Origin of the sequence: Labedella gwakjiensis, assembly GCF_003014675.1 — a bacterium.
In the GTDB taxonomy this organism is placed as follows: Bacteria; Actinomycetota; Actinomycetes; order Actinomycetales; family Microbacteriaceae; genus Labedella; species Labedella gwakjiensis.
In genome coordinates, this window is the sequence record NZ_PYAU01000001.1 from 2,143,477 (window position 1) to 2,168,174 (window position 24,698).

At 69.7% G+C, this 24,698-nt stretch carries 23 protein-coding genes; 16 read left to right on the plus strand and 7 right to left on the minus strand.

All coding sequences use genetic code 11. From position 1 onward, the window contains the following. Positions 1-60: 60 nt before the first annotated feature. The 3 genes from rbsK to CLV49_RS10185 form a co-directional block, all read right to left on the minus strand. Positions 61-1,017, minus strand: coding sequence for a ribokinase (gene rbsK / locus CLV49_RS10175; RefSeq protein ID WP_106563446.1), 957 nt, complete (start codon positions 1,015-1,017; stop codon positions 61-63). Next, on the minus strand, positions 1,014-2,369 hold the full coding sequence (locus CLV49_RS10180; protein WP_106563447.1) for an MFS transporter: 1,356 nt from the start codon (positions 2,367-2,369) through the stop codon (positions 1,014-1,016). Before CLV49_RS10180 ends, rbsK begins: the two co-directional genes overlap by 4 nt. Before the next feature lie 133 nt (positions 2,370-2,502). After that, complete coding sequence (locus tag CLV49_RS10185; protein ID WP_127054341.1) at positions 2,503-3,213, minus strand: TM2 domain-containing protein; 711 nt, start codon at positions 3,211-3,213, stop codon at positions 2,503-2,505. 240 nt (positions 3,214-3,453) lie between these two features. Between CLV49_RS10185 and dnaK the strand changes: the two genes are divergently transcribed. The 5 genes from dnaK (at position 3,454) to CLV49_RS10210 (ending at position 8,302) form a co-directional block, all read left to right on the plus strand. Continuing rightward, the gene (dnaK, locus tag CLV49_RS10190; protein ID WP_106563449.1) at positions 3,454-5,322 is read left to right on the plus strand and encodes a molecular chaperone DnaK; all 1,869 of its coding nucleotides are present in this window, start codon (positions 3,454-3,456) and stop codon (positions 5,320-5,322) included. Further along, positions 5,322-5,960, plus strand: a complete 639-nt coding sequence (locus CLV49_RS10195; protein ID WP_106563450.1) for a nucleotide exchange factor GrpE — start codon at positions 5,322-5,324, stop codon at positions 5,958-5,960. The genes dnaK and CLV49_RS10195 overlap by 1 nt, the downstream gene beginning before the upstream one ends. A gap of 14 nt (positions 5,961-5,974) precedes the next feature. Further along, the gene (locus CLV49_RS10200; protein WP_106563451.1) at positions 5,975-6,979 is read left to right on the plus strand and encodes a DnaJ C-terminal domain-containing protein; all 1,005 of its coding nucleotides are present in this window, start codon (positions 5,975-5,977) and stop codon (positions 6,977-6,979) included. 54 nt (positions 6,980-7,033) lie between these two features. Next, positions 7,034-7,468 carry a heat shock protein transcriptional repressor HspR gene (locus CLV49_RS10205; RefSeq protein ID WP_106563452.1) on the plus strand — a complete coding sequence of 145 codons (435 nt, stop codon included), beginning with the start codon at positions 7,034-7,036 and terminating at the stop codon, positions 7,466-7,468. 111 nt (positions 7,469-7,579) lie between these two features. Beyond that, positions 7,580-8,302, plus strand: coding sequence for a hypothetical protein (locus CLV49_RS10210; RefSeq protein WP_106563453.1), 723 nt, complete (start codon positions 7,580-7,582; stop codon positions 8,300-8,302). A 4-nt stretch (positions 8,303-8,306) separates the two neighbouring features. On the opposite strand, the gene CLV49_RS10215 is transcribed toward CLV49_RS10210, so the two are convergent. Together CLV49_RS10215 and CLV49_RS10220 are read right to left on the minus strand one after the other, a co-directional pair. Then, positions 8,307-9,659: a 6-phospho-beta-glucosidase gene (locus CLV49_RS10215; protein ID WP_106563454.1), complete on the minus strand. Its 1,353-nt coding sequence runs from the start codon at positions 9,657-9,659 to the stop codon at positions 8,307-8,309. Next, the gene (locus CLV49_RS10220; protein ID WP_106565012.1) at positions 9,656-10,405 is read right to left on the minus strand and encodes a DeoR/GlpR family DNA-binding transcription regulator; all 750 of its coding nucleotides are present in this window, start codon (positions 10,403-10,405) and stop codon (positions 9,656-9,658) included. The genes CLV49_RS10215 and CLV49_RS10220 overlap by 4 nt, the downstream gene beginning before the upstream one ends. Positions 10,406-10,508: 103 nt before the next feature. Here CLV49_RS10220 and CLV49_RS10225 point away from each other — a divergent pair, with 103 nt between their 5' ends. The 6 genes from CLV49_RS10225 to CLV49_RS10250 all read left to right on the plus strand — a co-directional run bounded on the left by CLV49_RS10225 (position 10,509) and on the right by CLV49_RS10250 (position 18,851). Continuing rightward, entirely contained in the window at positions 10,509-11,645 is a 1,137-nt protein-coding gene (locus tag CLV49_RS10225) for a carbohydrate kinase family protein (RefSeq protein WP_243696619.1), read from the plus strand. Further along, positions 11,638-12,993 carry an ABC transporter substrate-binding protein gene (locus CLV49_RS10230; protein ID WP_106563456.1) on the plus strand — a complete coding sequence of 452 codons (1,356 nt, stop codon included), beginning with the start codon at positions 11,638-11,640 and terminating at the stop codon, positions 12,991-12,993. Before CLV49_RS10225 ends, CLV49_RS10230 begins: the two co-directional genes overlap by 8 nt. Then, entirely contained in the window at positions 12,986-13,885 is a 900-nt protein-coding gene (locus CLV49_RS10235; RefSeq protein WP_243696618.1) for a carbohydrate ABC transporter permease, read from the plus strand. Before CLV49_RS10230 ends, CLV49_RS10235 begins: the two co-directional genes overlap by 8 nt. After that, complete coding sequence (locus CLV49_RS10240) at positions 13,882-14,700, plus strand: carbohydrate ABC transporter permease (protein WP_106563458.1); 819 nt, start codon at positions 13,882-13,884, stop codon at positions 14,698-14,700. Before CLV49_RS10235 ends, CLV49_RS10240 begins: the two co-directional genes overlap by 4 nt. Next, positions 14,697-15,458, plus strand: a complete 762-nt coding sequence (locus CLV49_RS10245) for a glucosamine-6-phosphate deaminase (protein ID WP_106563459.1) — start codon at positions 14,697-14,699, stop codon at positions 15,456-15,458. Before CLV49_RS10240 ends, CLV49_RS10245 begins: the two co-directional genes overlap by 4 nt. Before the next feature lie 108 nt (positions 15,459-15,566). Continuing rightward, positions 15,567-18,851 carry a PIG-L family deacetylase gene (locus CLV49_RS10250; RefSeq protein WP_106563460.1) on the plus strand — a complete coding sequence of 1,095 codons (3,285 nt, stop codon included), beginning with the start codon at positions 15,567-15,569 and terminating at the stop codon, positions 18,849-18,851. Positions 18,852-18,920: 69 nt separating this feature from the next. Here the strand turns inward: CLV49_RS10250 and CLV49_RS10255 are convergent, their stop codons facing one another. Next, positions 18,921-19,700 carry an SDR family oxidoreductase gene (locus CLV49_RS10255; protein ID WP_106563461.1) on the minus strand — a complete coding sequence of 260 codons (780 nt, stop codon included), beginning with the start codon at positions 19,698-19,700 and terminating at the stop codon, positions 18,921-18,923. Positions 19,701-19,796: 96 nt separating this feature from the next. Between CLV49_RS10255 and CLV49_RS10260 the strand changes: the two genes are divergently transcribed. From CLV49_RS10260 to CLV49_RS10270, 3 genes are all read left to right on the plus strand, one after another. Beyond that, positions 19,797-20,297 (plus strand): MarR family winged helix-turn-helix transcriptional regulator, encoded by a 501-nt coding sequence (locus tag CLV49_RS10260; protein WP_106563462.1) that lies wholly within the window; start codon positions 19,797-19,799, stop codon positions 20,295-20,297. Positions 20,298-20,315: 18 nt separating this feature from the next. Next, on the plus strand, positions 20,316-21,446 hold the full coding sequence (locus CLV49_RS10265) for a class I SAM-dependent methyltransferase (protein ID WP_106563463.1): 1,131 nt from the start codon (positions 20,316-20,318) through the stop codon (positions 21,444-21,446). Between the two features lie 71 nt (positions 21,447-21,517). Then, positions 21,518-22,396: a DUF817 domain-containing protein gene (locus tag CLV49_RS10270; RefSeq protein ID WP_243696617.1), complete on the plus strand. Its 879-nt coding sequence runs from the start codon at positions 21,518-21,520 to the stop codon at positions 22,394-22,396. Positions 22,397-22,480: 84 nt separating this feature from the next. On the opposite strand, the gene CLV49_RS10275 is transcribed toward CLV49_RS10270, so the two are convergent. Beyond that, positions 22,481-23,518 carry a TerC family protein gene (locus CLV49_RS10275; RefSeq protein ID WP_106563464.1) on the minus strand — a complete coding sequence of 346 codons (1,038 nt, stop codon included), beginning with the start codon at positions 23,516-23,518 and terminating at the stop codon, positions 22,481-22,483. A gap of 360 nt (positions 23,519-23,878) precedes the next feature. Here CLV49_RS10275 and clpS point away from each other — a divergent pair, with 360 nt between their 5' ends. Further along, on the plus strand, positions 23,879-24,136 hold the full coding sequence (gene clpS / locus CLV49_RS10280) for an ATP-dependent Clp protease adapter ClpS (protein WP_243696706.1): 258 nt from the start codon (positions 23,879-23,881) through the stop codon (positions 24,134-24,136). Next, a complete protein-coding gene (locus CLV49_RS10285; protein ID WP_106563466.1) occupies positions 24,133-24,690 on the plus strand; it encodes a DUF2017 family protein in 558 nt (185 codons plus the stop codon). The genes clpS and CLV49_RS10285 overlap by 4 nt, the downstream gene beginning before the upstream one ends. The last annotated feature ends 8 nt before the right edge of the window (positions 24,691-24,698 follow it).

Sequence of the window (24,698 nt, forward strand, 5' to 3'; positions counted from 1 at the left end):
CGTGTGGTGGATCCGTCCTCGGTGTGGAGGATCCGTTTCGGGTCGAGTCGTGGCGGGACGTCAGCCCGCTGCGTGCCGCCGTCTCTCGTCCACCTCGGAACGGCGCGGGATGCTCGGCGAGGCGCCGCGCCGCGTCACCGCGAGGGCGCCAGCGGCCGAGGCGACCCGCGCGGCCTCGTCCATCGAGGCCCCGGAGGCGAGAGCCGCGCCGAGGTAGCCGGCGAACGCGTCCCCTGCCGCCGTCGTGTCGACGGCCGTGACCGCGATGGCGGGCAGGTGCGTCACGGCGTCGGCCGAGACGAGCGTGGCCCCGTCGGCCGCCCGCGTGACGATCGCGCAGCGGACACCCCTGTCGACGAACCACCGGCCGGCGGCCTCGGCGCTGGCATCGTCCGACACCGTGGCGCCCGTGAGGATCGCGGCCTCCGTCTCGTTCGGCGTCACGACGTCGACGAGACTCCAGATGTCGTCGTCGAGAGGCTGCGCCGGCGCGGGATCGAGGATGGTCGTGAGACCCGCCGCCCGTGCCGTCGCCATCGTGTGTCGCACGAGGTGGATGGGCGTCTCGAGCTGGGTCAGCAGCACGGAGCTCGTCGCGGCCCGATCCGCGACGGCCTCGTCGATGTGCGCCTCGTCGAGCGACGAGTTGGCGAGCGGCACCATCACGATGTCGTTCTCGCCGCTCGCGTCGACGCGGATGTGGGCGACGCCGGTCGGTCCGTCCACCGAGCGGACGAACGTCGTGTCGACGCCGGCATCGCGGAGGGCGTCGAGCACGAGGTCTCGGAAGAGGTCCGACCCGATGCACGCGACCATCGAGGCGCGGGCGCCGGCTCGTCCGGCTGCGACCGCCTGATTCGCGCCCTTCCCGCCGAGCACGAGCGAGAAGTCGTCCCCGAGCACCGTCTCGCCGCGGGCGGGGAGGCGCTGGGAGAAGGTCGTCAGGTCCACCGTCGCGCTCCCGACCACGATCACCCCCGATCGGTCGGTCGGGGGTGAGATCGTATCGGTCGTCATCGGCGGGGTGCCGTCGCCCCGTCGGCAGGCGTGCGGGCCGGCCGGACGAGGAGGAGCAGGACGAGGCCGATCGCGAGGACCGAGACGATCCCGAGGATTCCCCAGTACTGCGCTCCGCCGATCGTGATGAAGATGCCGAAGGCGAGCGGGGCGAGGAACGAGACCGCTCGTCCCGTCGTGGCGTAGAGCCCGAAGATCTCGCCCTCCTCGCCGGCGGGGATGATGCGCGCGAGATAGCTGCGCGAGGCCGACTGGGCCGGTCCCACGAAGAGGCACAGGATGAGCCCGAAGAGCCAGAAGACGCCCTGGCCGCCGTCGTGGAAGACGAAGATCGCGACCCCGGCGACGACGAGGCCGATGAGCGCCGTGATGATCACGGGGCGGGCGCCGAGCCGGTCGTCGAGCAGGCCGACGGTGATCGTCGAGATCCCCGCGACGACGTTCGCGACGATCGCGAAGATGATGACCTCGCCGGGTGAGAATCCGAACGACCCGGCCGCGAGGACGCCGCCGAACGTGAACACGCCGGCGAGTCCGTCGCGGAACACGGCGCTCGCCGCGAGGAAGCCGAGCAGCGGTCGGTCGGTGCGCCAGAGGCGTGCGATGCTCGCGCCGAGTCGACGGTACGACGCGACGATGCCGACGCGAGGACGTCGCGCACCCCGACCGGAGTACTCCGGCACGGCGAAGAAGACCGGGAGGGCGAAGAGCCCGAACCACACCGCCGACACGAGCATCGAGACGCGCACGTCCATGCCCTCGTCGCCCGTCACGCCGAAGAGGCCCACGTCGGGCGAGATGAAGCCGAAGTAGACGACGAGGAGCAGCACGATGCCGCCGAGGTATCCCATTCCCCACCCGAAGCCCGAGACCCGACCGATCGTCCGGGGCGTCGCCACCTGGGAGAGCATCGCGTTGTAGTTCACACCAGCGAACTCGAAGAAGATGTTCCCGGCGCCGAGGAGCAGGAGTCCGAGCGGCAGGAGGCTCGCTTCCGGCGCGACGAAGAAGAGGAGAGCCGTCGCGAGCACGACGAGCGCCGTGTTGACGCCGAGCCAGAACTTGCGGCGGCCGGAGGTGTCGGACCGCTGCCCCGTCACCGGAGCGAGCACTGCGATCACGAGACCGGCGGCGCTCAACGTCCAGGCGAGCCACTGCGAGACGAACGTCTCGCCGCCGAAACCGTCGGCCGTCGTCAGGTAGACCGTGAAGACGAATGTCGTGACGACGGCGTTGAAGGAGGCGGAACCCCAGTCCCACAGCCCCCACGCGATCACGCGGCGGGTGTTGGTTCGTTCGGGGGACTCCACCAGCGGCGTCGCCGGGGTCTGGGGCTGGGGGCTGCCGCTCATGCGCTCAGCGTAGCCCGCCGGGGTGTCTCGTCGGTGGACCCCTGGCGACGGCGACGGCGCTGGTGTCCGAGCGGACGAAGAGCGCGACATCCCGGGTGGGGATGCCGCGCTCTCGATGAGGTCCGGTCGTGCGTCAGCCGTCGCGCAGGGGTCGACCTGTCGCGTCGTTCTGGAAGCTCGGCGACTTCGTGAGGATGAGGATGCCCTCGACGAGCGCCCAGATGCCCACACCGGCCATGAGGAGCAGCCCGACTCCGAGCCACGACGTGAGGAGGCCGAGGAGGTAGAGACCCAGCATGAGGATGCCCATGCCCGTGTAACCGAGGTAGAACCGGTGCACGCCGAAGCCTCCGAGGAGGATCCCGAGGATACCGGCGACGACGCGGCTCTTCGCCTGCGGGTCGTAGTTCGGGTTGTACCCGCCGGGGGCGTAGCCGGGTCCGCCTGCGTAGCCGGGTCCGGCTGCGTAGCCGGGCTGCTGCTGCGCGTACGCGTTGGGGTCGTACTGCGCGTTGGGGTCGAACGGGGGCGCCTGCTGGTATGCGCCCTGTCCGTGCGGTGCCGGCGGAGGAGCCTGCTGGTACGCGTTCGGGTCGAAGGCGGCCTGCGGCGGAGCCTGCTCGTACGACGGCTGCGGCGGAGCCTGCTCGTACGACGGCTGCGGAGCGGGCTGCTGGCCGTACGGCGGCTGCGGTGCCTGCTGCTGGTATCCGTTGGGGTCGTAGGCGGGAGGCGAGGCGGGGGCCCCGGTGTCCTGCTGCTGCGGCTGTGCCGCGGCGTCGTCGTGCGGCGGAGGCACGGGTGGTCCTTGCGGCGGGAGGGGCGGCTGATTGTTGTCGGACATGGCCCACATCCTACCCAGGGCGCCGTCCGCCGCACAGGGCAGTGCTTCTCTGGACTTGAGTCACTCCCACTCAACTTTCAGCCTCACGACTTGACGTCGTGTCACTCTCCGATAAACTTGAGCCATCGGCGCTCAAGTCTCGACACACGGTCAAGTGCGGGCGCCGCAACGAACTTCGGACCGCTCCTCCAGGGGCGGCACCCGGTACGGGCGACGAGCCCTGAGAAGGAGAAACACACCATGGCACGAGCAGTAGGTATCGACCTCGGAACCACCAACTCGGTGGTCAGCGTCCTCGAGGGTGGCGAGCCCACCGTCATCGCGAACGCCGAGGGTCTGCGCACCACCCCGTCGGTCGTCGCGTTCACGAAGGACGGGGAGGTGCTCGTCGGTGAGACCGCGAAGCGCCAGGCCGTCACGAACGTCGACCGCACGATCGCGTCCGTCAAGCGCCACATGGGCACCGACTGGACGTTCGACGTCGACGGCAAGAAGTACACGCCGCAGGAGGTGTCCGCCCGCATCCTCGCGAAGCTCAAGCGCGACGCCGAGCAGTACCTCGGCGACACGGTCACCGACGCCGTCATCACGGTCCCGGCCTACTTCAACGACGCCGAGCGTCAGGCCACGAAGGAGGCCGGCGAGATCGCGGGCCTCAACGTGCTCCGCATCATCAACGAGCCCACCGCCGCGGCCCTCGCGTACGGCCTCGACAAGGGCAAGGAGGACGAGCTCATCCTCGTCTTCGACCTCGGTGGTGGAACCTTCGACGTCTCCCTCCTCGAGGTGGGCAAGGATGACGACTTCTCCACGATCCAGGTCCGCTCCACCGCCGGTGACAACCGCCTCGGTGGAGACGACTGGGACCAGCGGATCGTCGACTGGCTCGCCACGCGCTTCAAGGAGTCGACCGGTGTCGACGTCTCGAACGACAAGATCGCGAAGCAGCGCCTCAAGGAGGCCGCCGAGCAGGCGAAGAAGGAGCTGAGCTCGCAGACGTCGACCAACATCACGCTGCCGTACCTCTCCCTCACCGAGTCCGGCCCGGCGAACCTCGACGAGACGCTCAGCCGCGCCAAGTTCGAGGACCTCACGAAGGACCTGCTCGAGCGCACCAAGAAGCCGTTCCAGGACGTCATCCGCGAGGCGGGCATCAAGGTGGGCGACATCGCCCACGTCGTGCTCGTCGGTGGTTCCACGCGTATGCCGGCCGTCTCTGAGCTCGTGAAGCAGGAGACCGGTGGGCAGGAGCCCAACAAGAGCGTGAACCCCGACGAGGTCGTCGCCGTGGGCGCAGCCCTCCAGGCCGGTGTCCTCAAGGGCGAGCGCAAGGACGTCCTCCTCATCGACGTCACCCCGCTGGCTCTCGGCATCGAGACCAAGGGCGGCATCATGACGAAGCTCATCGAGCGTAACACCGCCATCCCCACGAAGCGCTCCGAGACCTTCACCACGGCGGACGACAACCAGCCGTCCGTCGCGATCCAGGTCTTCCAGGGCGAGCGCGAGTTCACGCGTGACAACAAGAACCTCGGAACGTTCGAGCTCACCGGCATCGCGCCGGCGCCGCGCGGTATCCCGCAGGTCGAGGTCACGTTCGACATCGACGCCAACGGCATCGTGCACGTGTCCGCGAAGGACAAGGGCACCGGCAAGGAGCAGTCGATGACGATCACGGGCGGCTCGGCCCTCTCCAAGGAGGACATCGAGCGCATGGTCCGTGAGGGCGAGGAGCACGCCGCAGAGGACAAGAAGCGCCGAGAGCAGGCCGAGGTGCGCAACAACGCCGAGCAGCTCGCGTACAGCACCGACAAGCTCATCAAGGACAACGAGGACAAGCTCCCCGAGGACGTCAAGTCCGAGGTCCAGGGTGACGTCGACGCGCTCAAGTCGGCCCTCGCGGGCGAGGACGAGGATGCCGTGAAGACGGCCTTCGACAAGCTCGCCGCGAGCCAGACGAAGCTCGGCGAGGCCATCTACGCGCAGGCTCAGCAGGAGCAGGCCGCTCCCGCCGAGGGTGCTGAGCAGCCCGCGGACTCGTCGAACGACGAGGACGTCGTGGACGCCGAAGTAGTGGATGACGAAGACGACAAGGACGCCAAGAAGTAATGACTGAGAACCGGAACCCCGAGGAGCCCGAGGACATCCGTCCGGAGGACCAGGGCGACGGTCTCTCCGCCGGCGAGGGGCCGGAGGCAGACGCCTCCGGCCCCGAGCCGCACGCGGACGAGACCGGCGCGACGACACAGGACGAGGAGCTCACGGTCCAGGACATCCTGGATGCCGCCGAGGCGGAGGGCGCGGAGGCGCCGACCGGCCTCGACGCGGAGCCCGAGTCCGAGCATCTCGTCGACCTCAAGCGTGTGACGGCGGAGTACGCGAACTACCGCAAGCGCACGGAGGCCAACCGCGAGGTGGAGCGAGAGCGCACGACGGGCGACGTCGTGAAGCTCCTGCTCCCGGTGCTCGACGATCTCGACCGCGCCGAGAAGCACGGCGACCTGCAGGGCGACGCACCGTTCGCGCAGATCGCCACGAAGCTCCGCTCGTCGGTGGAGCGGCTCGGGCTCCGTCCGTTCGCGGCGAAGGGCGAGGCGTTCGACCCGAACATCCACGAGGCGATCTTCCAGCAGCCGAGCCCCGACGCGACGTCGGAGACGATCCTCGACGTGGTGGAGACGGGATACTTCGTGGGAGGCACTCTGCTGCGAGCGGCGAAAGTCGTCGTGCAGGTGCCCGCTAACTGAACGAGGACGAACACATGGCGAGTCAGGATTGGTTCGACAAGGACTTCTACAAGGTCCTGGGAGTGTCGAAGGACGTCTCGGCTGCCGACCTCAAGAAGACGTACCGCAAGCTGGCGCGGAAGTACCACCCGGATTCGAACCCGGATGACGCGGCCGCCGAGGCCCGCTTCAAAGAGATCAGCGAGGCGTACACGGTGTTGAACGACGCCGAGCAGCGCAAGGAGTACGACGCCGTCAGGGCGATGGGCTCCGGCGCGCGCTTCACGGCTCCGGGGAGCGGCGGCGGCAACGGCGGTTTCGAGGACGTCTTCGGAGGGATGTTCGGCGGCGGTGCTCGCGGCCAGCAGACGAGCTACCAGCAGTCCGGCTTCGAGGACATCTTCGGCGGCATGTTCGGTGGCGGCGCCGGCGGTCGTTCGGCGGGCTTCGGCACGCCGAGCGGCGGCTTCCGCGGCTTCGGCGGTCCGACCAAGGGCCGCGACGTCACGGCGACGACGACCGTCGACTTCATCACCGCGACGCAAGGCGACACGGTGAGTCTTCAGACGTCGGAGGGTCGCACCATCAAGGTGAAGATCCCCGCCGGGGTGTCGGACGGCCAGAAGATCCGCCTGCGCGGGAAGGGCCAGCCGTCCCCGGACGGCGGCGAGGCCGGAGACATCGTGCTCACGGTCACGGTGCGCAAGCACCCCGTGTTCGAGCGCGACGGGCTCAACCTCCGCGTGTCCGTCCCCGTCACCTTCGTGGAGGCCACCCTCGGCGCCACGATCGAGGTGCCGACGCTCGGTGGCGACCCCGTCAAGCTGCGGGTCGCCCCGGGCACGCCGTCCGGACGCGTCCTGCGGGTGAAGGGCAAGGGCGTGTCGACGCCCAAGGGCACGGGTGATCTCCTCGCGGTCGTCCAGGTGGCCGTACCGTCCCACCTCAGCCCGGAGGCCCTCGAGGCCCTCAAGCGGTTCGCCGAGGTGGGTCCGCAGGAGAACCCGCGCGTGGACCTCATCGCCCGCGCCAGGGGCTGACCCGCTTTCAACGATCGAGACGGCCGCGGCGGCCGCGAAAGGACGGTGGCTTCGATGGATGAGGAGACCCCGGTCTTCGCGATCGCCGTCGCGGCCGAGCTCGCAGGCATGCACCCGCAGACGCTCCGGCAGTACGACCGCATCGGGCTCGTGAGCCCCACCCGCACGGCCGGGAAGTCGCGCAGGTACTCGATGCGCGACGTCGTGCAGCTCCGGGAGGTCGCGCGGCTGAGCTCCGAGGGTGTGAGCCTCGAGGGAATCTCGCGCATCCTCGCGCTCGAGAATCAGGTGACGACGCTGTCGAAGCGCGTCCGCGACCTCGAGCACGCGCTCGCCGATCAGATGCTGCGCGCCTCCGGCCGTCTCGTCTTCGCTGCGGGGGCCCAGGGCGACGTCGTGCCGCTGCGCCACGGCGCCCGCGCGCAGCGCCGCACCGAGGTCGTCGTCTGGCGCCCCCTCTCGCAGCGCCCGGACGACGACGAGGACTGACGCTTCGGAAGCGTGCCGATCCCGAGGTCGCTTCGGCCCGGACCCGTCGCACGCCACCCGCTCCGGACGGGGGACTGCCGCGCCACCGCGACTCGGCTCTAGCATTCGCCTATGAGCATCCGATCCACCCGCGTCGTCGTCGTCGCCTCGGCGCTCGCCGTCGCTGCACTCGTCCTCGCCGGCTGCGCGCCCGAGCCGACTCCGTCGTCGTCCGCCGCAGCCCCGCCGGAGGCCGCGTCCCCGACGCCGAGCGCATCCTCCGCCGAACCGTCGCTCGCGGACGTCGACCGCATCTCATTGAGCGTGTCCGCCTTCACGCTCTACGCCGGCGAGACCCAGGTCGCGGCGCTCTCGACCGACGACGCCACGATCGACACGACGATCGATGCCCTCACCGAGGCGCTCGGCGCCCCGGAGACGGAGACGCTCGCGGAGGACGACCCGGCGCAGTGCGCGCAGGCGAACATCACCTACTCGTGGGGGGAGGCGCTCCGGATCGTCGATTACACGGCCGCCGACCCCGACTTCGACACCGCGACGATCCGCCTCCTCGCGGCCACCGTGCCGTCGGCTTCCGGCGCCGCCGTGCGCCTCGAGGGCGTCGGCGGCAACGCCGTCGGCGACGACATCGCGACGCTCATCGAGGACACGCCGCCCTCGGACAAGGAGGGCTTCGAGGTGGACGGAGTCGCGACGAACACGATCATCCTCGAGCGCGATGACCGCATCGAGGACCCGTCGGGGGGCGTGTGGGGCCTCGCGGCGGTCGCCGACGGGTCGATCGTCTCGGTGATCGGCGCGCCGATGTTCGTCAACTCGGCCGCCGACTGCTGACGGGTCAGCGCCCGTCGAGCAACCGACCGATGGAGTCGAAGCGCTCCCCGTAGTGCTGGACGAGGGTCTTCGCGACGGAGACCGAGTCCACGAGAGGATGAGCCGCGAAGGCGCGCCACGCGAGGTCACGCGATCCGCTGCGGGTGGCCTCGATCACGAGCCGCTCCGACGACTTCACCTGCGTCATGAGGCCGAGCATCTCGCCAGTCACCGGGGCGATCGGCCAGGGGTGGACCCCGTCGGCGTCGACCGTGCAGCCGACCTCGACGACCGCGTCGTCGGGGAGCACGGGCACGAGCCCCGCGTTGGCGACGTTGAGGATCATCGTCGAGCGCCGGCCCGTCGCGAGCGCGGCCATGAGGTCGAGGGCCACCTGCTGGTATCCGCCTCCGTCCACGTCGGACGCGTGGCGCTCGCCCTCCTCGCCTTCCGGGCGGCTCTCGGCCATGTAACTCGACTCGCGTTCGTGGCGCGTGCGCAGCCACCCTTCCAGCGGGTCGGCGCCGGGGGAGTCGAAGAAGCGTCGCTGCTGGGCGTCGAGGAACTCCCCGCGCGTCTCGTCCGATGCCGAGATGCGGCCGACGGCCTCGCGCGTGAAGGAGTAGTAGTACAGGTATTCGTTGGGGAGCGCTCCGATCGCGCGCACCCAGTCGAAGCCCATGAGCCGGGCCTCCTCGATGTCGGCGAGAGCGTCGTCGGAGGCCAGGAGTCGGGGGAGCACATCGACGCCGTCGATCGCGAGCGACCGCAGCCAGCCGAGGTGGTTGAGCCCCACGTAGTCGAACGTGACATCGCCGGCCCCGGGCGCCGCGAGCGGGGCCGCTGCGGCGGCTGCGCGCCGCATGAGCCCGATCGGGGTGTCGCAGATCCCTACGACCCGCTCGCCGAGGACCGCCCGCATCGCCTCGGTGACGATGCCGGCCGGGTTGGTGAAGTTGATGACCCACGCGTCCGGAGCGACGGCCTTGATGCGCTCGGCGAGCCGCGTCATGAACGGCACCGTCCGGAGGGCGTAGGCGAGACCACCCGGTCCGACCGTCTCCTGCCCGAGGACCCCGAGCTCGAGCGCGGTCCGCTCGTCGATGATCCGCCCCTCGGTGCCACCGATGCGCACGGCGCTGAACACGAAGTCCGCGCCCGTGAGCGCCTCGTCGAGGTCGTCGGTCGTCGTGATGCGCGGGTGTCGCGCCGAGTCCTCGGCGAGCCGGTCGATCACGGACCCGATCGTGGTGAGCCGTGACGTGGACGTGTCGTAGAGGCACAGCTCGTCGATCTCGACGGGTGCGCCGGCGGCGGCGACGGCTTCGAACACCTGGGGGACGCGGAATCCACCGCCCCCGATGATGGTGAGCTTCATGCGACGAGCACCTCCACGCCGGCACCGCGCAGCACGTCGAGCGTGTCGGCGTCAGCGTCGGCGTTCGTGACGACGCCGGACAGGCGGTCTGGCCCGCAGACGTTGAGGAGCCCGACGCCCGGGAACTTCGAGGAGTCGGCGAGCACGATCGTGCGGTTCGACGATTCGATCATGGCCTTCTTCACGGGCACCTCCATGCCGGTCGTGTCGAGGATCGTCCCGTCGGGGCGGACCCCGCTCGTTCCGAGGAAGCAGATCGACGCGCGGATCTGCGCGAGGGCCTGCTCGGTGAGCACACCGACCATCGAGTTGTAGTTCTTGCGCACGGCTCCGCCGAGCACGATGAGCTCGACGTCGTCGTCGTCCCGTAGCTGGTCGATGACCGCGAGGCTCGACGTGGCCACAGTGATGTGGCGGCCGCGTAGATGGCGCGCGAGGAGAGCCGTCGTGGTTCCGATGTCGATGAGGACGACGTCGCCGTCGGAGACGAGGTCGGCACCGCGAAGGGCGACACTCTCCTTCTCCGCACTGCGCACACGCTGGATCTCGCTGAACGGGACCCGGTCCTGTTCGACGCTTCCGCCGCCGCGGACACGACGCAGGAGCCCGTCGGAGCTCAGGGCGTTCAGATCGCGGCGGATCGTCGACGCCGAGACGCCGAACCGGCCGGCGAGCAGTTCGACCGAGACCTCCCCGTCGGTCCGCAGGGAATCCAGGATCTTGGCCTGGCGCGTCGCTGTGAGCATGGCGCCGAGCATATCAGTCACTTTCGCGCATGATTTGACGCAACTCCGATCATTAACCATGATGATCACTCATACGGTTCCACTCGATGTCGAAGGATCTCCCATGAATGCGAGCACCGCTGGCCCCGAGGTCGACGTCGTGCTCGCGGGCTCGCTCTTCTTCGACATGGTCCTGACCGGCCTCAGCTCACCGCCGTCGCCCGGCACCGAGGTCTACGCGGACGGGATGGGTTCGAGCCCCGGCGGGATCGCGAACCTCGCGGTGGCCGCGAGCCGTCTCGGTCTCCGCACCGCCCTCGCCTCCACCTTCGGCGACGACGCCTACGGACGCTGGTGCTGGAAGGTCCTGGAGGAGAACGAGGGGATCGACCTCCGACGCTCGCGCTCGCTGCGGGACCGGCACACGGCCGTCACCGTGTCGATCGCGGAACACGGCGACCGCAGCATGATCACCCACGGCCACGACAGTCCCGTGTCGGCCGACGAGCTGCTCGCCGAGCCCCTTCCCGCCGGGGCCGCTTTCGCCGAGCTCAGCGGCATGTCATCCGACGGGCCGCGGGAGGAGTGGTGGCGAGTCGCCGCAGCGTCCGGCACGCGGGTGTTCGCCGACGTCGGGTGGGACGCGACGGGCGTGTGGGACACCGCGACCCTCGATCCCTTGAGCGCGTGCTACGCCTTCACCCCCAACATGGTCGAGGCGATGGCGTACACCCGCACCGACTCCCCGCTGGCCGCCGCCCGATCGCTCTCCGCGCGCGTGCCCCTCGTTGTCGTCACGTGCGGGGAGGACGGTGCCATCGCGATCGACTCGGCCTCGGGCGAGGAGGCGAGCGTGCCTCGCGTCCCCGTCACCCTCCTCGACGCGACCGGCGCCGGCGACGTCTTCGCCGCCTCGTTCGTCCTCGGCACGCTCCGCGAGTGGCCGCTCGCCCAGCGGCTGTCGTTCTCCGCGCTCTGTTCGGCGCTCGCCGTGCAGCAGTTCGGCGGCTCCCTCGCGTCCCCCGGGTGGGGCGACATCGCCGACTGGTGGTCGCGAACCCGTGGCGCCGGAGATCGGGACCTCGTGTCCCGGTACCGTTTCCTCGACGACGTCCTCCCCTCGGATCCCGCCGCCGTCGTGCGCCGCGCCGACGCGACGTTCCGTTGGCCAGACGACGTCGTCGTCGAGCCCACCGGCTTCTCCGCACCGACCCCTGCTGCATCACCGACCCGCTTGGAAGGGAACCACAGCCATGAATAAACGATCTCGGACCCTGTTGTCGGGAGCGGGCGCCGGCCTGCTCGTGCTCTCCCTGGCCGCATGCGCCCCGGGTGCCGGCGGCTCGTCATCGAACGATGAGGACACCGGTGACGTCTCGACCGACATCAGCGACGTCGAGGACATGACGCTCACGGTGTGGGACCAGGAGGTCAGGGGCGGCCAGAACGAGCAGATGGAGCAGCTCAACGCCGCGTTCGAGGAGAAGTACCCGAACATCACCATCGAACGGAACTCGCAGTCCTTCGAGGACCTCGGTACGACCCTCCGCCTCGCCCTCACGGACACGGACGCTCCCGACGTCGTCCAGGCGAACAACGGTCGCAACTCGATGGGCGCGTTCGTCGAGGCCGGTCAGCTCATCCCGCTGGACGCGTACGCCGACGCGTACGGCTGGTCCGACCGGTTCTCCGAGAACGTCCTCCAGTACTCGACCTACAGCGACGACGCGACCACGTTCGGTGAGGGCGATCTCTACGGGCTCCCCCAGGTCGGAGAGGTCGTGGGCGTCTACTACTCGAAGAGCAAGCTCGAGGCCCTCGGCCTCGACGTGCCGGAGACCTGGTCGGACTTCACGGACGCCGTCGACGCGGCCTCGGCCGACGGCCCGGCGCTCCAGCTCGGCAACATCGACCAGTGGCCGGCCGGGCACGTCTTCGGCCCGATCCAGGGCCAGTTCGTCGTCGCGGCGGACATCACGGCCCTCGGGCTCGGCAACGCCGGCGCCAGCTGGACCACGGCGGAGAACGTCGATGCGGCGAACGAGCTGCAGGAGTGGGTCGACGCCGGGTACTTCAACGACGGCATCAACGGAACCGACTACGACGCGGCCTGGCAGGCGTTCGGTGCGGGGGAGGGGACCTTCCTGATGGCGGGGTCCTGGCTCGCCCCGGACATCGAGGACGCCATGGGCGACGACGTCGGCTTCTTCGCCCCCACCCGTGACGACGGCTCGATCGCGACGACCGGCGGTACCGGTCTGCCCTTCACGATCACGTCCGCTGCCGAGAACAATGACGTCGCGGCGGCGTACATCGACTTCATCACGAGCGACGAGGCGATGGACGTCCTCGCCGAGACGGGCAACCTCCCCGTCAACCGCACGGCGGAGCTCGCACCGGACAGCGGCGTGCTCGCCGACATCTACACGGTCTTCGGCGAGGTGACGGAGTCGGGCGACCTGCTCCCGTACCTCGACTACGCGACGCCCACGTTCGGCGACACGCTCGGCCAGAGCCTGCAGGACCTCATCGACGGTCGCGTCGATGCCGAGGCGTTCACCGAGCAGCTCGAAGCGGACTACGCGGGATTCACCTCCGGCGATGAGTAGCGGCATCGCGTCCGGCCGGAGGGCCACTCGGCTCTCCGGCCGGGCGTGGGTGCCGTACGCGTACCTCGCGCCGGCGCTCCTCGTGTACGGCGTGTTCCTGCTGTTCCCGATCGTCCGGGCCGCACAGTTCTCGCTCTTCGACTGGGACGGGCTCGGCGAGTCGACGTTCGTCGGCCTCGACAACTACGTCACGGTGTTCCAGGACGGGCAGCTCCTCGAGGCGTTCGGCCACGCCTTCGTCCTCATCTTCTTCTTCTCGATCCTCCCGCTCGCGATCGGCCTGCTGGTGGCAGCTGTGCTCAACAGGTCCACCGTGAAGGGGCTCGGCTTCTTCCGGACGGTCCTGTTCCTGCCGCAGGTGATCGCGATGGTCGTCGTCGCCGTGGCCTGGAGGCAGATCTACGCGCCGGACGGCGTGCTCAACGGGACGCTGCGCGCGTTCGGTCTCGGCAACCTCACCCGGCCATGGCTCGGCGACTACACCTTCACCCTCCCGGCGGTCGGCTTCGTCGGCACGTGGGTCGCCACCGGTCTCGTCATCGTCCTTATGCTCGCGGGGATGGGACGGATCCCCCGCGAGCAGTACGAGGCCGCCCGGCTCGACGGTGCGAACGCCGTACGCGAGTTCTTCGCGGTCACGCTCCCCGCCGTCCGCGGCGAGATCACGGTGGCGCTCACGCTCACGATCATCGCCGCCCTCAAGACCTTCGACCTCGTCTACGTGACGACGCGCGGGGGCCCCGGGACGTCGACGACGGTGCCGAGCTACGAGATCTACCGCCGCGCGTTCGAGATCGGCGACGTCGGCCTGGCCGCGGCCGTCGGCATCGTGCTCACCATCGTGGTGCTCCTCATCACGACCGTCATCAACCGCATCGGAGACCGATCGTGAAGGTGTCCGCGCTCGAGCGCGCCACGAACTACGTCGTGCTCATCTTCTTCGCCCTCGTGGTCCTCGGGCCCATCGGGGTCATCGTGTCGCTCGCCTTCGGGCCGCAGAGCGCGTCCGTCGCCCGTGAGGGCGGTGGCATCCACTGGGAGAACTTCGCCGACGCCTGGGTGATCGGACGGTTCTCCGAGTACATGGCCTCGTCTGTCATCGTCGCGGTGATCGTCGTCGTCATCGCCGTCACCTGTTCCGTCCTGGCCGGTTACGCCTTCGGCGTCATGAGGTTCCGCGGCTCGGGGATCCTTTTCGCGCTCTTCCTCCTGGGGATCATGGTGCCCACCGAGGCCTTCATCGTCCCGCTCTACTTCGACATGCGATCGGTCGGACTGACGAACACCGTCTGGGGTGTGGCGCTCCCGCAGGCCGCGATGTCGATCGCGTTCGGCACCTACTGGATGCGCGCCTACTTCCGGTCGTCGAGCCTCGCGATCATCGAGGCCGCGCGCCTCGACGGGGCCGGGAGCTTCCGCATCCTCTGCCAGATACTCGTGCCCATGGGGCGCCCCGCCATCCTGACGCTCGTCCTGCTGACCTTCATGTGGACGTGGAACGAGTTCCTCATCCCGCTCGTGATGTCGCCGAGCGGTGCGGTGCGGACGGCCCCCCTCGGTCTCGCGTTCTTCCAAGGCCAGTACACGCAGGGCACAGCGCTCCTCGCCGCCGGAGCGGTCCTCGTCGCACTGCCCGTGGTGGTCGTGTACATCTTCCTGCAGCGGCACTTCATCTCGGGCGTGATCGAGGGCGCCGTCCGCGAATGATCGACGTGCGCGTGCGGCCGGACGCGGAGGCCGCCGGTGTCGAGGCCGCCGACCTCCTGGACGCGGCCGTCCTCGGGCGCGGCGAGCGGGTGCTCGGCCTCGCGACGGGGTCGTCGCCCGGGCCGACCTACGTCGAGCTCATCCGCCGCCACGGGGGGAACCCGTCCAGTCCATACCGTTCGGCGCGCGCGTTCCTGCTCGATGAGTACGTGGGGCTGGCGGCCGACCACCCCGAACGGTACGCGCGGGTGATCCGACGCGAGTTCACGGACGCGATGGGCATCGACCCCGGGCGGGTGCATTCCCCCGACCCGGATGCGGCCGACCTGGAGGCGGCCTGCCGGGACTACGACCGGGCGATCGCCGCCGCCGGAGGGGTCGGCATCCAGATCCTCGGCATCGGGACCGACGGACACATCGCGTTCAACGCGCCGGGAACGCCGTTCGACGAGGGGACCCACCTCGCGCGACTCTCCGGTTCGACCCGTCGCGACAACGCGCGCTTCTTCGGCGGCGACCCGGATCGCGTGCCCGAGTCGGCGGTGTCGCAGGGCATCGCGACGATCCTCCGAGCCCGCTCGATCGTGGTGGTGGCGACGGGCGAGGCGAAGGCGTCGATCGTGGCCCGTCTGCTCGCCTCCGAGCCGACGGAGGACCTGCCGGCGTCCGTGCTCCACCGGCATGCCGACGTGGCGCTCGTCCTCGACCACGCGGCCGCCGGCGAGCTGAGCTCAGTGCGCGATCATGCGCACACATGATTAAAAAAGCGCATTAATGCTTGTCCCTGCACGGGATGCTGGGTAACCTGGCGCCACGGCCCCGCCGCAGTGTCGCGACGGACGGCTTCGACTTCCCTCGGAGGCGCAATGAAACGCACGAACGCCGGACTGCTGGCATCGCTCATCGTCATGGCGGGACTCCTCGCCCCTCAGGCAGCGCTCGCCGCCCCCGAGCCCGCTCTCACCGTGGGCGACGCATCGGTGGCCACCGAGACGGATCGACAGAAGATCGACGTCATGGGCATCTGGGCGCACCCCGACGACGACGCCGGGTTCACGACGCCGTGCGGTGTGTGGAACGACCTCTACGGCATCCGGTGCGGCATCATCATGGCCACACGGGGCGAGGGCGGTTCGAACTCCGTCGGACCCGAGTCCGGGCCCGACCTGGGCCTGCGCCGCGAGAACGAGGACCGCACCTCCCACATCCGTTCGGGCACCGTCGACATCTTCAACCTCGACAGGGTCGACTTCTACTACAACACCTCCGCCCCGCTCACGGCCCAGGTATGGGACGCCGAGGAGACCCTTCGACGCACCGTCCGCATCCTCCGTGAGACCCAGCCCGAGATCCTCGTCGGTGGAACGCCGTCGCTCGCTGCCGGGCACGGCAACCACCAGTACGCGCAGGGGCGCATGGTGTGGGAGGCCGCCGCCGCTGCGGCCGACCCCACGCGTTTCCCCGAGCAGCTCTCGGGGGTCGGCGCCGTGGAACCCTGGCAGGTCAAGAAGATCCTCGCGGGAGGGCTGACGACCGGCTCGGGCGGCCTCACCGCACCTCGGTGCATGGACGGGTTCGTCCCGGCGGCCGATAATCCCTTCACGGTCGTCGGCACCTGGACCGGGTTCGAATCGCCGTACACCTGGGCGGCGGGCAACACCGCCGGCCAACCGGCGGGCGCGTCCAAGACGTGGGCGCAGGTCGGTCGCGAGGGCGGCCGGGCTCACCCCACTCAGGCGCGCGTCATGCAGAAGACGCCATGGGATCCGACCTGCCAGCGGTACGGGGTCTCCGAATCGCTCGTACCCATGCAGCCGAACGGATCTCCGGATGCCGCGGATGACGAGGCGGTCTTCTACGGTGCCACGATCGCGGATCCCGGGGGCATGCCGCTCGGATCGCTGTTCTATCTCGAGGCCGAGGACTACTTCGGTGCGGCCGGCGAGCCCTTCACGGTGACCGTCACGAGCCGATCGGGTTCCGGCACCCTGCCGGGGGGACAGCTGTCCCTCGACGTGCCCGAGGGGTGGCAGGTGTCCGGCCCGATCGAGGTCGGAGGTATCGACACCGTCGGGACGAGCGTCGACTTCACCGTGACGCCATCGGCTGACGCGCAGGCGGCGCGGTACAAGATCGCCGCCCGGTTCGCGGGCGGCGACGTCACCGCGTACAACGACACACGCGTCCAGCTCGTGTCGCCCATCGACGGTCGATTCGTCCGCACGGGCACGGCCGCCGAGTACGACGCGTGGACCGACGAGACCGGTGCATACGTCGCGGGACTGTCCGTGCCCACCGGGGAGATCGGTGCGGGGGAGTCGATGACCACGTCGGTCGACGTGACGAACCGCTCGAGCGGTACCGCCTCGGGCACCGTCGACCTCTCGGTCCCGGCGGGCTTCGCCGTCGACGCGGCCTCGAAGCCATTCGTCGACCTTCCCGCCGGCGAGACGGCTCGGGTCGACTTCGTCCTCACGCATGAGGACCCCACGGCGGCGGGAGGCTCCATCGAGAAGATCACCGCGGTGACCGAATCCTCCGCCGGGGAGTCGAGCGAATCGATGGACCTCTACCTCGTGCCGACTGTGTCGATCCCGGAGCTCGCAGACTCCCCTGAGGTCGACGGCGTCGACACCGGCTACGGCGACGCGCAGCTGGACCTGTCCGCTGTGTGGGAGGGCGCGGCGTGCGAGCCGGCCGGTGTGGACTGCGGCGAGGGGAGCTACGCGAAGGTCGGCTGGTCGGGGGACTCCCTCTTCGCCTTCCTCCGTGTGTCCGACGACGTCGCAGGAGCCGCCGCGACTCCCGAGCGCTGCTTCGGGCACTGGCTCACCGACTCCGTCGAGCTGCTGATCGATCCGCGCGGCGACTCCATCGACACGTCGCCCACCTTCAAGCTCGGCGTCTTCCCCTTCACGGACGACCCGACCGGGGCGAACGGCAACGGTGCGGACGGTCCGTGCTGGTCGCGGGACGCCGACAACCACCAGGGTTTCGCGACCGGGCCTCTCGCCGACACGATCGAGGGAGCGCCGAACGCACCCGGCGTGCAGGTGGCCGTGTCGGTCGAGCGTGACTCCTCCGGGGCGTACGTCGATGGCGGGTACGCGGTCGAGATCGAGATCCCGCTAGGGGACCTGCCGTCCGCCGTCGGACCCACGAGCGTGGCCCCGACCGGCTCGGCCGAGGCGAACGACGTCGACCCGGAGTACCTGGGTCTCAACCTCACGCCGTACGACTCGGACACGCAGGACTTCATCGGTCAGACACGCACCGCCTGGTCGGCCTTCGGGTCGCAGCAGTCCGAACCGTCGCGGTGGGGTCACGCCTACCTCGAGGACTACGTGCCCCCGGCCGATCGGGCGACGGAGGCTCCCGACGCGATCATCCCGGACACCGCCCTCCGCGGGGTCGAGTCACCGCAGACGATCTACCAGTCGGCGGTGAGGGGTGGGACCATCTCGGGGGTGCAGCCGAGCGAGGCGCTCACGGTGGGCGAGGTGTCGATCGCGGACGGCACCGTCACGATCGACGTCGAGTCGACCGAGGCCGGGTCGGTGTCGGCGTTCCTGTGGAACGGCGACGCCCGGTACACACCGGTCTGGACGTCGAGCTGCGCCGATGACGAGTACGGATTCGACGCGTGTTCCGAGAGCGACGGAGCCGCTCCGCCGTGGGGAGAGAGCCTCGGCGGGCGACTCCTCGGATCGGCGAGCGTCCCGGTCGGCGTCGGCGCGGCGACCGTGAGCGTCGAGCTGACCGACGAGGCGTTCGCCCGTCTCTCCGAGGACAGCGCCCTGATGCTGTCCTTCGCGGAGGCCGGGAGCGACGGGCCCACAGCGCTCGCCGCCGGCACGGCCGAGGGTGACGGCGTGAACGCCTGGTACTTCCCGATCGTTCCGGCCGATGCCGAGGAGCCGGAGCCCAGCCCCGGGCCATCCCAGCCCGGCGGTGGTGACGACGGCGCGTCCCCGTCACCCGGCGACGGGACTCCCGGGAACGGATCCGCAGGGGATGGCGTCGCCGACGGCGGCGACGATCCGCTCGCGATCACGGGGACCGAGGCGGCCGGGATCGCTGCTCTCGCCCTCGCCCTCCTCGCAGCCGGAGCAGCCGCCTTCGCCCTGTCGCGCAGGAAGCGGCGCAGCTGACGGTGTGGTCCCGTACAGGACGATGGCCCCTCCGGTGGGAGGGGCCATCGTCCTGTCGCGTCGCGACGATCACCAGGTCGAGTCGCCGCGGATGACGACGTCGCTGCCGCCGTCGACGAAGACCACCTGCCCGCACAGGTGCGAATTCTCCTCGCTCACGAGCCACGCGAGGAGTCGGGCCGGCACGTTGGCGTCGGCGAAGCCGCCGAGCGGCATGGGGACACTCTGTCTGATCTGCTCCCGCCCCTCCTCCGTCGCGAGAAGAGGTTCCGTCATGGGCGTGACGATGACGCCCGGTGCGATCGCGTTGAGGGGGATGTTCGCCCCGGCCCAGTCGGCCGTCGGTGCTGTCCGCCGGATCCACCGCGCGAACGCCTGCTTGCTCGAGGAGTAGATTTGGTGACCGGTCGCCGGATCGGCCGCCAGGACGGAACACCGTTCGAGCGCTCGCGGCTCGTCGCCGGCGAGGAGGAGGTCGACGAGCTCGGCGTCGGCTGGATGCAGGCTCGCCATCGAGGCCACGCCGACCGCGCGCGGCGCGTCCGATCCTGCGAGGAGGGGGCGAAGGCCCTCGAGGGTCGCGACCATGCCGAAGTAGTTCACGCCCACCGTCGCGGGGATGGGGGCGGACAGGCCGGCGATAGCGAGGATCCCGTCGATCCGGCCGGTGCTCAGCCGCTCCACCTCGGTGACGAGGGTCGCGCGTCCCTCGTCCGTCGTGAGGTCGACATTGACGTCCGAGTCCCGGAGGTCGACCCCGATGACGGTGTCGCCCCGCGAGACGAGGAGTTCGCGGGTGGCGCGACCGATTCCGGATGCGGCTCCGGTGACGACATGGGTGCGGGGCATGGTGTTCTCCTTCGAACATCGGGGTGGTCCGCTCGTCGTCGGTGACGTGCGGATAGTTTCCATTGGAAAGCATATCCACCGAGTACCGTGGTGACCATGGCCGGATCCGGGGAGATGCACTACCGCTCGGAACTCGTCGGCCTTCTCACCGACCTCCAGGGGATCTGGTCGGACCCCGCCTTCGGGCGACGACTCCCCGGCGTGCGCGAGCACGACCTCTCGTCGATGGAGGTCCGCGTGCTCTGGACGCTCGGCGCGCGCGGTCCGCTCCGCGGGTCGACCCTCGCGGAGCTCCTGGGCACCGGTGCGCCCACCGTGAGCAAGGCCGTCGCGAAGCTCGAAGGCCGCCGATGGCTGACGCGACGGAAGGACGACGGCGACGGACGTGCGCACGACCTGATCCTCACCGAGACGGGGGAGGGGGTCGCGAAGGATCTGTTCGACGCCGGCGACGACATGATGGACGAACTGCTTGCCGACTGGACGGAGCACGACGTCCGCGCCGTGACGGGCTACCTCGAGCGGCTGCTGACGAGCTCCCGGGGATTCGCAGCCTCCCTCGATGAGGAGCCGCCGCGCATCTTCGGGGGAGCGTGACGCCCGTACGCTTACGACATGGCCTTCGATTTCGCCGCCCTGCGGCGCTTCCCCGACGTCGAGGCGCCGAACCTCCACGCGTTCGATGCGACGGATCGTCTCCTCCTCGACGAGGCCGCGCCGCTCCTCGCTGATGTCGCACCCGGTGAGGTCGTCGTCATCGACGATCACTACGGTGCGCTGACCCTCGGTTCGATCAGCCTCCACGGCGCTCGCCGCGTCCGCGTGCACCAGGACGCCCTCTCGGGCGAGCTCGCCCTGCGCGCCAATGCGGAGCGGGCCGGGCTCGACGACGAGGTCGTCGTGTGCGGACTGGACGCGTCGCTCGTCGCGGGAGCGCGTGTCGTCCTCCTGCAGCTGCCGCGGTCGCTCGACGCGCTCGACGAGATGGCCGGAATCGTGTCGCTCCACGCGGACCCGGCCGTCGTGGTCCTCGCCGGCGGTCGGATCAAGCACATGACCCTCGCCATGAACGAGGTGCTCTCCCGTCATTTCGACGACGTCACGGCGACGCTCGCCCGGCAGAAGTCGCGCGTCCTGGTGGCTCGGTCGCCGCGAGTGGGCGAGGAGCAGGCGCCCTGGCCGCGTCGTCGCCACGACGCGGCGCTCGACATCGACGTGCTCGCCCACGGCGCCGCGTTCGCCGGTGCCCGCGTGGACGTGGGCACGCGCTTCCTGCTCGAACACGTCGACGCGATGCGGCCGAACGCGCACTCCGCCCTCGACCTGGGCTGCGGTACCGGCGTCATCGCCTCCCAGCTCGCGCGGCGTCGTCCGGATCTCACGGTGCTCGCGAGCGACCAATCGGCGGCCGCCGTCGCGTCAGCCCGGGCGACGGCTGAGGCGAACGGGGTAGCGGACCGCGTACACGTCGCCCGCGACGATGCCGCGTCCGGAGTGCCGGACGCGAGCGTCGATCTCGTCGTCCTCAATCCGCCGTTCCACATCGGCAACACCGTGCACGCGGGGATCGCCGAGAAGCTCTTTGCCGCAGCGGGCCGCGTCCTCGCGCCCGGCGGCGAGCTCTGGACGGTCTGGAACTCACCGCTCGGCTACCGCGCGGCGCTCGAGCGTCACGTCGGCCCGACGCGACAGGTGGCGCGCAACGCGAAGTTCACCGTGACGGTGTCCACGTCGCGCTCGTCCTGACACCCTGCTCGGAACGCCTGGTTATCCTGAGCGAGCGGCGGGGGACGCCGAGTCCGGACGAGGGGAGCACGGTGGCGCGGTACACGCCGGTCGAGGAGCGCATCGAGGCCCTCGCGCACCGCATGCTCGCCGACGCTCCCGAACGGGGAGCGCGGGCGCGGCTCGTGGAGTTCCTCGTCTTCGGCGCGAAGCAGGCGTGGGCGTGCGTCTTCGGGGCGCTGCTCCTCCTCGTGATCGTGGCTGCGCGGCTCTGGTATCCGGACGACGCGGCGCTCGCACGCAACGACCTCCTCGTCCTCGCGGCCGTCGCGATCCAGGTCGGCATGCTCGTGGGGCGGCTGGAATCCGGGCGAGAGCTCTGGGTGATCGTGATCTTCCACATCGTGGGGACGGGGATGGAGCTCTTCAAGACGAGCGTCGGCTCGTGGAGCTACGAGGACGGGGGCGTCCTGCACATCGGCGCCGTCCCGCTCTTCAGCGGCTTCATGTACGCGGCCGTCGGTTCGTACATGGTGCGGGTGTACCGCCTGTTCGACCTGCGGTTCGCGCGGTATCCCCGCATCTGGATCACCGCGGTCGTCGCGGCGGCCATCTACGTGAACTTCTTCACGCACCACTACGTCGTCGACGTGCGGTGGGTCCTCGTGCTCGCGATCGTGCTCGTCTATGCACGGAGCGTCATGCACTTCCATGTGTTCCGGTCGACGTTCCGCATGCCCGTGCTGCTGTCGTTCCTGCTCGTCGCGCTCTTCATCTGGATCGCCGAGAACATCGGGACGGCTGCCGGCGCGTGGATCTATCCCCATCAGGAGGCGGGATGGGAGCTCGTCCCGCTCACGAAGCTCGTCGCGTGGTTCCTCCTCATGATGATCTCGGTGGTGCTCGTGACGTTCGTCTACCCGCCGAAGGCGCCCTCCGCCTCCGGAACCCTCGAAACGCGAAGCCCCTGACACAGAAGTGCGGGCCTCGATCCCGAGAAACGCGTCTCGGGGACCGAAGCCCGCACATCGCCGACCGGTGGGCCGGAGTGACAGTTACCGCTCGGTGGAGCCCGAGCTCACGGCGGAACCGCCGGCGGGAGGCGTGGCGTCGTCGTCGGGCGGGCCGATCTTGTCGCCCCGGGTCTTGCGGAGGCTCAGCACCGTCGCGACCGCGATCGTCAGACCGATGAAGGCGAGCGAGAACCAGATCGGGATCTCCGGAGCCCACAGCATCGGCTCGCCGCCGTTGATGAACGGGAGCTCGTTCACGTGCATCGCGTGGAGCACGAGCTTCACGCCGATGAAGGCGAGGATGACGGCGAGGCCCTGGGCCAGGTAGACGAGGCGCTCGAGCAGTCCGCCGATGAGAAAGAACAGCTGCCGCAGCCCCATGAGGGCGAAGGCGTTCGCCGTGAACACGATGTACGCCTGCTCGGTGAGACCGTAGATGGCGGGGATCGAGTCGACCGCGAAGACGAGGTCGATCACGCCGATGGCGAGGATCACGAGCAGCATCGGGGTGAAGAACCGCTTGCCGTCGAGCTTCACCGAGATCTTGTCGCCGTGGTAGTCGTCCGTGATGGGCAGGACGCGGCGGGCGAACTTCACGAACCGTCCGTTGGCCGGGTCGCTCTCGTGGTCGCTGAACGCCTGGCGGTAGGCGAGCACGAGGAGGAGCGCGCCGAAGATGTAGAAGATCCAGGAGAAGTTGTCGATCAGGGTCGCGCCGACGGCGATGAAGATGCCGCGCAGGATGAGCGCGATGATGATGCCGATCATCAGCACCTTCTGCTGGTACGCCTTCGGCACGGCGAAGCCGCTCATCACGATGAGGAACACGAACAGGTTGTCGATCGACAGCGCCTTCTCCGTGAGGTAGCCGGCGAAGTACTCGCCGCCGAAGGTCCAGCCCGAGACGACGCCGATCCCCACGCCGAAGAGCAGGGCGAGGCCGATGTAGAAGGCCGACCAGCGAGCGGACTCGCCGATGCTCGGTTCGTGGGGCTTGCGGACGTGCGCGAAGAATTCGTACACGAAGAAGGCGATGGTCACCGCGATGGTGATCAACCAGATGGTGGGTGTGACGTTCACAAGGGTCTCCGGGGGGTCGGCGAATGAGACCAAGGTCTCACCCGCCTCCGCGCCGTCCCGACCGGTTGCGGTCCGCCGCGGACCTGTGTCATATGACGCGGTCCGACGGGGACTGACCCTGGTCGTGGATGGTGCTGAGGCCGACGCTCCGGGAACCCGACGGCGGGCCCGTACTGACGAAGTCGTCGCAGTGGATTACTCCCCTTGCGCCGATCAACATAGTGGCCGAACCTGAAGGATCGCCCGGAGGCGTGCGCTCGGGTGCGTGCGCGCCGCGCGCGTGCGCGAGGCGGCCCGGCATGACAGGCTTGATGCGTGACTCCGACGCTCTCCGACACCGACCTCGATCGGGATACCGAGATCGTGGTCGAGTCCGCCCTCGCGTCGCCGTGGGTCACGATCGTGTGGAACGACCCCGTCAACCTGATGTCGTACGTCTCGTTCGTGTTCCGCAGCTACTTCGGCTTCCCGACCGAGGAGGCCGAACGGCTCATGCTCCTCGTCCACAACGACGGACGAGCGGTCGTGGCCACCGGCAACCGCGAGGAGATGGAGCGCCACGTCGAGGCGATGCACGGCTACGGGCTCTGGGCGAGCATGACGAAGGCCGACGCGTGAGCGCCTTCGCAGTGACAGCGGACGGTCACGTCCTCGCGCGGTTCGACGAGGCGGAGACGGACATCCTCCTGTCCTTGTCGCAGCAGTTCGCCGAGCTTGTCGGTGGCGCAGACGATCCCTCGCTCGCCGGCGATCCGGCGATCCGTCGTCTCTTCCCCGACGCCTATCGTGACGACCACGAGGCTTCGGCGGAGTTCAGCCGGTACACACGAGCGGACCTCGCGGTCTCCAAGGTCGCGGCCGCGTCCGCCGTCCAGAGCGCACTCGGCGGCGGCGACGTCGTCCTCGATGTGGAGGCCGGCTGGTCATGGCTGCGTCATCTCACCGATCTGCGCCTGACGATCGCCGCGCGCCTCGGCGTCGTCGACGACCCCGACGCGTTCGCCGATGAGCCAGACCCCGACGTGCTCTCGGACGAGGACGTCCTCGCCCGCGGCGTCTTCGATTGGCTCGGCTACGTGCAGGAGCTCCTCATCGCGGCGCTCGAGGAGGCCGCCTCCCCCGATGTGGAAACGGGGAACGGCATGAACGGCCCGTCCTCCGTTCCGGCGTGAGCACCCGC

Excerpts from the sequence above, each read along its gene's own strand:
- rbsK (WP_106563446.1), bottom strand. The coding sequence starts at position 1,017 with ATGACGACCGATACGATCTCACCCCCGACCGACCGATCGGGGGTGATC.
- CLV49_RS10180 (WP_106563447.1), bottom strand. The coding sequence starts at position 2,369 with ATGAGCGGCAGCCCCCAGCCCCAGACCCCGGCGACGCCGCTGGTGGAG.
- CLV49_RS10185 (WP_127054341.1), bottom strand. The coding sequence starts at position 3,213 with ATGTCCGACAACAATCAGCCGCCCCTCCCGCCGCAAGGACCACCCGTG.
- dnaK (WP_106563449.1), top strand. The coding sequence starts at position 3,454 with ATGGCACGAGCAGTAGGTATCGACCTCGGAACCACCAACTCGGTGGTC.
- CLV49_RS10195 (WP_106563450.1), top strand. The coding sequence starts at position 5,322 with ATGACTGAGAACCGGAACCCCGAGGAGCCCGAGGACATCCGTCCGGAG.
- CLV49_RS10200 (WP_106563451.1), top strand. The coding sequence starts at position 5,975 with ATGGCGAGTCAGGATTGGTTCGACAAGGACTTCTACAAGGTCCTGGGA.
- CLV49_RS10205 (WP_106563452.1), top strand. The coding sequence starts at position 7,034 with ATGGATGAGGAGACCCCGGTCTTCGCGATCGCCGTCGCGGCCGAGCTC.
- CLV49_RS10210 (WP_106563453.1), top strand. The coding sequence starts at position 7,580 with ATGAGCATCCGATCCACCCGCGTCGTCGTCGTCGCCTCGGCGCTCGCC.
- CLV49_RS10215 (WP_106563454.1), bottom strand. The coding sequence starts at position 9,659 with ATGAAGCTCACCATCATCGGGGGCGGTGGATTCCGCGTCCCCCAGGTG.
- CLV49_RS10220 (WP_106565012.1), bottom strand. The coding sequence starts at position 10,405 with ATGCTCACAGCGACGCGCCAGGCCAAGATCCTGGATTCCCTGCGGACC.
- CLV49_RS10225 (WP_243696619.1), top strand. The coding sequence starts at position 10,509 with ATGAATGCGAGCACCGCTGGCCCCGAGGTCGACGTCGTGCTCGCGGGC.
- CLV49_RS10230 (WP_106563456.1), top strand. The coding sequence starts at position 11,638 with ATGAATAAACGATCTCGGACCCTGTTGTCGGGAGCGGGCGCCGGCCTG.
- CLV49_RS10235 (WP_243696618.1), top strand. The coding sequence starts at position 12,986 with ATGAGTAGCGGCATCGCGTCCGGCCGGAGGGCCACTCGGCTCTCCGGC.
- CLV49_RS10245 (WP_106563459.1), top strand. The coding sequence starts at position 14,697 with ATGATCGACGTGCGCGTGCGGCCGGACGCGGAGGCCGCCGGTGTCGAG.
- CLV49_RS10250 (WP_106563460.1), top strand. The coding sequence starts at position 15,567 with ATGAAACGCACGAACGCCGGACTGCTGGCATCGCTCATCGTCATGGCG.
- CLV49_RS10255 (WP_106563461.1), bottom strand. The coding sequence starts at position 19,700 with ATGCCCCGCACCCATGTCGTCACCGGAGCCGCATCCGGAATCGGTCGC.
- CLV49_RS10260 (WP_106563462.1), top strand. The coding sequence starts at position 19,797 with ATGGCCGGATCCGGGGAGATGCACTACCGCTCGGAACTCGTCGGCCTT.
- CLV49_RS10265 (WP_106563463.1), top strand. The coding sequence starts at position 20,316 with ATGGCCTTCGATTTCGCCGCCCTGCGGCGCTTCCCCGACGTCGAGGCG.